Here is an 8474-nt window from a genome sequence, read left to right as displayed (position 1 = left end):
ACTCTCCCCACGAGGCAGCTTCTCCAACCTCCGATAACGCAGCGTCACTTCGAAGGTGAAGTTGCCCATTGCGTTGGAGGCGTGATCTCACCGCTGTTGGCGAACATTGCTCTCTCGGCGCTGGATGAACACTTCTGTGCCAAGTGGGACGCTCACGGCAACGGCGGCAGGCGGACAGCACACCGCCGACGCGGAGGTGCCACATACCGGATCGTCCGCTACGCGGACGATTTTCTGATCATGGTGTGCGGCGCCCGAGCTCACGCGGACGCGCTGTGGGAGGAGGTCACGGCCGTGCTCGCCCCTCTGGGGCTGCGCCTGTCGGAGGCCAAGACCCGCGTCTGCCATATCGACGAGGGGCTGGACTTTCTCGGCTTTCACATCCAGCGAAGGCGCAAGAAGGGCACCAGCGAGCACTACGTCTACACCTATCCGTCGAAAAAGGCGCTGGCCTCTATCACGGGCAAGGTGCGGGCGGTGACGAACAAGAGAGGTCAACGCACTCTCGCCGACCTGCTCCGCCAGCTCAACTCGGCGGTGCGGGGCTGGTGTTACTACTTCCGGTTCGGGTCGTCCACGGCCACGTTCCACTATCTCGACGACTTCTGCTGGCGTCGGGTGACGTTGTGGCTGAGGAAGCAGCATCCCGGGATCGACTGGAGGACTCTGCGGCGCCGCTACTTGACCGGCGAGCCCGGTTGGCGGCCCGTGGAGGACGGGATCACGCTGTTCGTCCCGCAGCGGGTGAAGGTGACCCGCTATCGCTGGCGCGGATACAGCATCCCGACACCGTGGGCGAGGGCCGCGACGGTGTGAACCGCGCGGTCCCAAGGGAGTCCGTGGAGCGCCGGATGCGGTGAGAGTCGCATGTCCGGTGCGGAGGGCGGGCCGGGGAAACGGGCTGGTCACAAGGCCAGCACCGCGCCCCGGTCCGACCCCTACTTCGCCTCCGTCCTGTCGCAGCAGGGCGGTGAAGCTGGGGGCAGCCTGATCCGGGAGGTGCCGGGGAGGGTGGCAAGCGGCCCCGACGAAGCCGGGACGTGTCAGAACCGTCAGATGGTGCGGGTCCGGCAAGCGAGACGGAGAGGTATACGTGAGGAACCGGTGTTTGAAGCCTCCTAAGGTGACATCAGCTCGAACCTGGCGGATCTGGGCTGGTTGCGGTGCATGCTCGCCTCTCTGCAGAAGGCAGCAACTCCCGGGCTGTATCTGCCAGTCGGCCCGGGAGGCCACGGTGAAGTGCTGCGGGGTAACCGTGGCGAAGCCGCGGGGGTATAGCCGGGTGCCTACTCCGACGATCGATCAATCAGTGAACACGGGAACCTCCTCGGTCCCGCCCGTCGTCCGGGTTGCCAGCTCGGGCGAATTGGGCTGGGCACGCCGTCTGCCGAACAGACCGTGGGAGGGGCGGAGCCGCCGTAGTACTCCGAGCCGGGGAGAGCCCGGCACATGGGGAAGGGCGGCAGCGAGATCGCAAGGGAGGTACTGCAATGTCCGGAGAACCCGGGGTGGATGCCCCGGTCGCGTGGCCGGTGACCGATGTTGCTGAGCTACGGGTACGGAGAATGCAGATCAAGCTGCACCGTTGGGCGGTAGCCGATCACGGCTTCCGGTTCGATGATGTGTTCAACTTCGTCTGCGACCCGGCCGTCCTGGTGATGGCGTTCGAACGGGTCGCGGGCAACACCGGAGCCCGGACGCCGGGCGTGGACGGCGTGCGCGCCGACCACGTACGCGCGGCCGGGGTGGAAGCGTATCTGGACCACATCCGCATGCAGCTGAGGGCAGGAGCCTTCCGGCCCGTGCCGGTGCGGGAGCGGATGATCCCCAAGTCAGGTGGGAAACTTCGCCGGCTGGGGATTCCGACCATTGCGGACCGGGTGGTGCAGGCTGCGCTGAAACTGGTCCTGGAACCGATCTTCGAGGCGGACTTCCGTCCGTGCTCGTACGGTTTCCGGCCCAACCGGCGTGCGCACGACGCGATCGCCGAGATTCACCTGTTCGGTTCCCAGGGCTATCGCTGGGTGCTGGACGCGGATATCGAGGCGTGCTTCGACCGCATCGACCACACGGCCCTGATGGACCGTGTCCGAGCGCGGGTGAAGGACAAGCGGGTGCTGGCGCTGGTAAAGGCGTTCCTGAAAGCCGGGATCATGACCGAGCTGGGCGAACGGAACGAGACCACCTCCGGGACTCCGCAAGGAGGCATCCTCTCACCCCTGTTGGCCAACATCGCACTGTCCGTGCTCGACGACTTCGCCGCCGAGCAGTGGGCAACCACGATGGCCAGTCGGCAGGATCGCGAACGACGGCGCCACCGGGGCCTGCCGACCTGGCGACTGGTCCGCTACGCGGACGACTTCGTCATCATGGTCCACGGCACCAAGGAGCACGTCGAAGACCTTCGCGAACAGGTGAGTTCGGTTCTGGCGCCGATGGGCCTTGTGCTGTCACCGGCCAAGACCCGGATCGTCCACCTTGCGGACGGGTTCGACTTCCTGGGCTTCCGCATCGTCTGGATGCGCAAGCGCGGAACGGACAAGTGGCACGTCTACACGTTCATCGCCGACAAGCCAGTCGCGACGCTGAAGCGGAAGATCAAGCAACTGACCCAGAGGCTGTCACATCTCGACTACAAGATCGCGCTGATCCAGATCAACCGGATCCTGCGCGGCTGGGCCAACTACTTCCGACACGCGGTCGCCAAGCACACCATGCAGACCCTGCACACCTTCGTGTGGTGGCGGGTCATCCGCTGGGTGATGCACCGGCACCGGACGAATTGGAAGTCCATCCGGCGATGGTTCCGGACTCCGCAAGGACAATGGAAAGACATCGAGTTGGAGGGGATCAGACTGTTCCACCTCGGCAAAGTGCCGATCACTCGGTATCGCTACCGGGGCAACAGCATCCCCACCCCTTGGCCGGATGCCCTGACCGGCCCGACACCAACGGCATGATCTCGTGGAGAGCCCGGTGCTCGGAGACGGGCACGCCGGGTTCGGCGGGCGGGCCGGGGAAACCCACCGGGAGCAATCCCGGCAGGGCGCCCCGGTCCGACCCATCAACCCCGCCGACGCGGTGGAGAAGACCTGCCACCAGCACCGCGACTGCCTGCGCAAGCATGCCGAGGAGGAGACGGTGACCGAGGTGCCGGAGCCGTCTCCGATGCTGTTACCGCCCCCGGAACTGCCCCGCACCCAGATCATCGAACGCACCCGCCACCGCTACGAGGACATCCACTGCCTGCTGGAGAAACGCTGGACGATCAGCGCCATCGCCCGCCGCCTGAACCTCGACCGCAAGACAGTGCGCCGCTTCCGCGACACCGACCTCGACGAACTGGTGGCCTCTGCGCGCGAGCGCCGCCCCAACGGCGTCTTGGAGCCGTTCAAGACCTACCTCAACACCCGCTTCACCGAAGCCCAAGGCCAGGTCAGCGGCACCCGACTGTTCCTGGAGATCCAGGCTCGCGGCTACCGCGGCAGCCGCCAGGTCGTCCGCAAACACCTCGCCGCCCTCCGTGCGGGCACCGCCGAACCGGTCCGGGCCGACATCCCCAGCCCCCGCAAGATCACCTCGTGGATCATGCGACCCCGCGAGACACTCACCGACAGCCAGAACGAGCGGCTGCTTCAAGTCCGGCTCGCCTGCCCGGACATCACCCGGGCCTGCGACCTCGCCCGCGCGTTCGCCGACCTGGTCCGCCACCAGCGCGGATACCTGCTGCTGGAGTGGATCCGGCAGGCCGAGCAGGACGCGCCTAAGCTCATGAGGGGCTTCGCCGGCTTCCTTCGCCAGGACCTCGACGCGGTGACCGCCGGCCTGACTCTGCCCTGGAGCTCAGGGGTCGTCGAAGGGCATGTGAATCGGGTGAAAACGCTAAAGCGAGCAATGTATGGCCGCGCCTCGTTCGAACTCCTTCGGACCCGCATCCTCACCCAGCCATGAGCGCCAGGGAGTGCGGCTCACCATCACACCGAGTTCTCGCGGATCAGTTCGATCCAGACTGAGGGTAGGTCCTCGGCGTCAGCCGCAGGATCGATGTGTCCTACTGCATCCACCACAAGCTCCACGAGCGAGTAGAGACGGTCGTGGTAGTGCAAGTATTCCACCTCTCCCGCTAGGAACTCAGGCTCCTCAATCTGCTGGAGGATCTGCAGGACCGCATGCCACCGCCAGGCCGTCTCGACGTACTGCGCGACAGAGGAGCTGAAGAAGGAGACCGCAGGCTTGTAAAGCCCCCGGTTGTACGGCCGAAGATCTTCCGGCAGATCGTCAACGGTGATCGCCGCGGGGAGAAGACACAGCACCCGCCCCTCTCCGGGAACCACACCGGCCACGCAGCTACTCGGGTCGGTCCCCCAATACCCTAGGTCGTAGAGCTGTTGTCCGTCCTTGACCAGGCGGCGCTCGTGCTTGCCTGCCCGGTTGGGCAGGAGAGTAGGGAACGTACAGGCATGGCGGGGCGTGAAGAGCGGCACCCGTGGCAAACCCCACTCACGCAGGGCAACTCGGTCGCCTTCTGGGAGATCCCATCGCTCGGCAACCTCGACAGCGACGCGAGGCGCGTCGGCTACCAGGCACGACACGGGTTGTGACAACACCCGGTCGACGGAGTCCTGGATCGACGCCCACCTATCTGCAACGTTGCTCTCCACACGCGCCAGCATTCCGGTAATGACGCTCGTCTTCAAGATCGTTCACGAAAGTGCAGCCAGAGCCGTTTTCACGAATCGCCATCAACGCGCAGTGCCTTCAGCGCCTGGCTGGACGCATCCTGGGCTCCGGCTGCGTGGTGTCCGCCCACTACGACCCGGACCGCGACCGGCCGGAGGGCTGGACCGAGCAGGCCGGCCGGCGTCTGACCGACGCTGATGATTCGGGAGATCCGACGGCGTGGCTGGTGAACGAGCGGTTGGTCTACCGCCCGTGCGCGGCCTGCACCAGCCGTATCCCCGATGTTCCCGACCACCGCGTCCCGAGCACATGGACACCTCGGCGGACGTGGGCGACCAAAGGCCGCAGCCAGTACCGGCGGGCCCAGGTCGCCGTCGACCAGGGTCCTCATCCCGCCGGAAGTCTGGCCTGTCCCGACTGCGACCCGCGCAGGAGAACTGCACGCCGGTGATCTCCACCCTCCGTTGGCATGATCCCGTCCAGAATGCGCTCAGGCGCAGCGTGCCGTGGTGTGCGGTTCGGTGTCGGCGCTGGCCCTATTGAGCCGCGTTCATCGTGAAGTCGCAGGTTACGGGTCTGGTGTGCAGGGTTCTCGATACTTGTGCAAGTCGCGGGCGGATGACTCCGGTGAAGATCGTCGGTCAGCGGGAAACTTCGCGGTTCGTCAGGACCAGCAAGGCCCTCACCAGGGTGGTCGCCCGCTTCGGGTCGGTGCGGAGCTTGCCGAGGACCCGTCAGTTTCTGACCGCCGCAAACACCGTGAAGAAGTTGCCCAACTGCGGGCTTCTCGCTGCGGCAAACGGCGAACTGCACGCCCTGCGCCGGCGCTTGCAGGGGTGAGGCGGCCGCCCTGTGGGCCATCTCAACCGTCAGTAGCCTCTCAGGAATGACGACGTTGCAAGATCTTGCCGCTCGCCTGGACCGAGTCGAGACGGAACTCGCGCTGCATCGGCTGGCCCACGACTACTGCGTGGGTGCCGACCACCGCGACCCAGTGCGCTGGGAGGCAATTTGGACAGCGGACGCCGCGTGGGAGACCAGCTCGGACCAGATATTCACGGGGATCGAAGCCATCCGCGCGGCGGTCGAGCAGCAGTGGCAGGCATTCCCGGTCATGCAGCACGCCACTGCCAATCACACGGTGGAAATCGACGGCGCTGCCGCGACCGGACGATCGGACGTCGTGGTCCTGGCCCAACTCCGCAACCACCGCTGGATTGTCGGTGGAGGTACCTACGAGGACGAATACCGGCGCGAGGGAGGGATCTGGCGCATAGCGCGGCGCCGGGTAGTACGTCCCTTCGACCTTGCGCCGTTGGCACCAAGCGATGGGCCCGTCGATGTCGATGCACCAGTTCGGGCCACTGAGCGGAGTGCGTCGTGAAGTCGCAGGTCACGGGGCTGGTGTGAATGGCGATTCAGGTACTCGCACCGGTCGGCGGCCGATGACCACGGTGTAGATCATCGAGCAGGTCCCGTTCCGGTGGTCTGCTGGGTTCGGCTGCGCCCGCAACCAACCCGCGCCTACGATCCGTCGGCAGGTCGGCACGCCATGAGATCGAGGGGACTGCGGAAATGCAAGAGCGGCCGTGGATCACCACTCGCCGAGGCGAACTGGATGCCCCCGTCGAGCAGTTGACCAAACAGCTGCAGGAGGTCCAGGTCGAGCGGGACGAACTGGCGATCGCGGAACGAGTGTTGAACCGATTGGCCGAGCAGGCCCAGGCCGACGCCGAAGCTGTCGCTCCGGTGTCCGCGAAGGTGGCCGGGCGGGCGGTCCTGCTCATCCCGCACCGCAGCGACGCGGCCGACGAGGACGCGTTGCCCGGCGACTACCGCAAGATCCTGGCGATCGTGCGGGAGGCCGACGGCCCGGTGCAGGTCAGGGTGGTCGGCGAGCGGCTGGGCCTGGAGACTTCGGTGCGCGGCAAGCTGGAGCCGTTGCGCGCGAAGATGACCAAGCTCGCCGACCGCGGCTGGCTGCACAAGCGGCCCGACGGGCGGTTCACCGCGCGTCCGTGACCGCGCTGGACGGGGCGTAACTGGCGGGCCTCCGACGGCAGTTGAGTTTGGTGTGAAGAAAGCCAACCACGTCGTCGAGGGCCCTGACGGCCTTGTCTACACCGCCCGCCTGCCGCTGTCGAGCGCCACCCTGAACTATCTCGCCGCCCTGATACGCGGCCACTGCAAGAAGATCGGCTCACGGTGGCGGGCCCTGCCCTCGGGAAGGATCGCCGTCATCGTGCTCGCAGTACTGCGCTGTGACCAGCGGCCGGGCGATCTGGCTGGCGGCAACGGGATACACCGCACCACCGTCACCCGGTGGGTCCGCAAAGTCGTCGGCCTGCTGGCCGCCCGCGCCCCGCGCCTCCAGCGGGCCCTGAAGAAGATCGCCCGAACGGGCGGCGGAGTCGTACTGCTGGACAGCACGCTGATCCGCACCCGACGCCGCACCGGCACAGCGAACCGGAAGAACTACTCGGGCAAGCACAAGTGCCATGGCCTGCTCGTGATCGCCCTCACCGACGACCGTGGCTGGCTGCTCTGGGTCTCGGCGACCCGGCCCGGACGGACCTCGGAGATCACCGCCTGCCGGCACGACCAGCTCACCGCCAAGCTGCGGGCGGCCGGGCTCGGCGCCATCGCCGACCTGGGATTCGTCGGGCTCGACGACAGCGACCCGGACGCTGGCCCAGCGGTGATCACCGGCTACAAGGTCGCTCGGAACCGGCCCCTGACACGGGGACAGAAGCTGTCCAATAAGGCGCTGGCAGCCGTCCGGGCCCCAGTGGAGCACGGATTCGCCCACCTCAAGAACTGGCGCGTGCTCGGCAGGCTCCGCACCGACCCCAAATGGGCTACCTCCCTGGTCAGGGCCCTACCGGTCCTCACGAACCGCGAAGTCACCCGCTGACCGACGATCTTCACCGAAGTCACCCGTCCGCGACCAGTACAAGTATCGAGAACCCTGCGCACACCAGCCCCCTCACCAGCAACTTCACGATGCACACCGCTCAGTGGGGCCGGGACCGGGTCTGGGCCCGGCTCTACCGCCATAGACCCGAAAGTGGCTCACCGGAAGACCTCGCACATCGCGTAGACGTGATGTTGAAGCGCGGTTCCGCATACGCGAGCGACACTCTGTTCTTCACGTCAAAAGTACTAGACGTTTCGTTTCGGACGTCCTACCGTGTGCGCACCTCTGTGGAGAGGAGCACCCGGACGAAGGCCGAGTCCACAGTGGTGATGGGCGTGATCCTCGACGAACTCGGAGCGCGGGGTGAGCTGGACTGGTCCCGGTGCGCGATCGACTCGGTCAGCCTGCGCGCCGAAAAGGGGGGCCGCTGACGGGACCGAATCCGACCGATCGCGGCAAGCTGGGATCGAAGACATCTCATGTCGTTGGCGGGTCAAGTTGAGTCGTGGGCTATTGGGAGGTTGGGCCTGCTGTGGCTCACCGCACGGTTGAGGAAGGCGGTAGCGTCCTCGGCATGTTGGACGGTCCTGATGTGGCGGTGCGTCTGCGAGGCGGAGTGTGTACTCGCTCCCATGCCTGGGAGTTCGTGCGCTGGTTCGCCGATGCATGGATGGGCCGGCCGGTGGAGCCGGAAGGTGGCTGCACTGCTGACGAGTTGGCGGCAGCGGAGGCCGACCTGGGCTTCGAGCTGCCAGCTGCCTTGAGTGAGGGGTACGCACTTTTAGTACTGCAACGGTGCTTGTTCTGATTGCTGGCCAGCTCAGGGGCTGTGTCCGCGTCGTTTGTAGTGACTGACGCGAGCCTGGTGCTGGCGTCG

Annotated in this window: 8 protein-coding genes and 1 pseudogene; 8 read left to right on the top strand and 1 reads right to left on the bottom strand. The window is 66.3% G+C overall.

Features of this window, described 5'->3' with window-relative positions:
* The first annotated feature begins 81 nt into the window (after positions 1-81).
* The 3 genes from ACFY0P_RS51920 to ACFY0P_RS51910 all read left to right on the top strand — a co-directional run bounded on the left by ACFY0P_RS51920 (position 82) and on the right by ACFY0P_RS51910 (position 3951).
* Positions 82-816, top strand: a complete 735-nt coding sequence (locus ACFY0P_RS51920) for a group II intron maturase-specific domain-containing protein (protein ID WP_388929495.1) — start codon at positions 82-84, stop codon at positions 814-816.
* Positions 817-1490: 674 nt separating this feature from the next.
* Positions 1491-2960 (top strand): group II intron reverse transcriptase/maturase, encoded by a 1470-nt coding sequence (ltrA, locus tag ACFY0P_RS51915; RefSeq protein WP_388929494.1) that lies wholly within the window; start codon positions 1491-1493, stop codon positions 2958-2960.
* Positions 2961-2976: 16 nt separating this feature from the next.
* Positions 2977-3951: a transposase gene (locus ACFY0P_RS51910; protein WP_388929493.1), complete on the top strand. Its 975-nt coding sequence runs from the start codon at positions 2977-2979 to the stop codon at positions 3949-3951.
* Positions 3952-3974: 23 nt separating this feature from the next.
* On the opposite strand, the gene ACFY0P_RS51905 is transcribed toward ACFY0P_RS51910, so the two are convergent.
* On the bottom strand, positions 3975-4661 hold the full coding sequence (locus tag ACFY0P_RS51905; protein ID WP_388929492.1) for an SUKH-4 family immunity protein: 687 nt from the start codon (positions 4659-4661) through the stop codon (positions 3975-3977).
* Positions 4662-5307: 646 nt separating this feature from the next.
* Between ACFY0P_RS51905 and ACFY0P_RS51900 the strand changes: the two genes are divergently transcribed.
* The 5 genes and pseudogenes from ACFY0P_RS51900 to ACFY0P_RS51880 all read left to right on the top strand — a co-directional run.
* Positions 5308-5520 (top strand): hypothetical protein, encoded by a 213-nt coding sequence (locus ACFY0P_RS51900; RefSeq protein ID WP_388929491.1) that lies wholly within the window; start codon positions 5308-5310, stop codon positions 5518-5520.
* A gap of 46 nt (positions 5521-5566) precedes the next feature.
* A complete protein-coding gene (locus ACFY0P_RS51895; RefSeq protein ID WP_388929490.1) occupies positions 5567-6064 on the top strand; it encodes a nuclear transport factor 2 family protein in 498 nt (165 codons plus the stop codon).
* 251 nt (positions 6065-6315) lie between these two features.
* Positions 6316-6702, top strand: a complete 387-nt coding sequence (locus ACFY0P_RS51890; protein ID WP_388929489.1) for a hypothetical protein — start codon at positions 6316-6318, stop codon at positions 6700-6702.
* Between the two features lie 52 nt (positions 6703-6754).
* Positions 6755-7594, top strand: coding sequence for a transposase family protein (locus ACFY0P_RS51885; RefSeq protein ID WP_388929488.1), 840 nt, complete (start codon positions 6755-6757; stop codon positions 7592-7594).
* 341 nt (positions 7595-7935) lie between these two features.
* A pseudogene (locus ACFY0P_RS51880) lies at positions 7936-8069 on the top strand (IS5/IS1182 family transposase); the annotation flags it as partial.
* Positions 8070-8474: the final 405 nt, after the last annotated feature.

It is taken from the genome of Streptomyces sp. NPDC001714, from assembly GCF_042892755.1.
Taxonomy (GTDB): domain Bacteria; phylum Actinomycetota; class Actinomycetes; order Streptomycetales; family Streptomycetaceae; genus Streptomyces.
The sequence above is the reverse complement of the archived record's forward strand: the minus strand, read 5'-3'. Positions and strand labels throughout refer to the sequence as shown.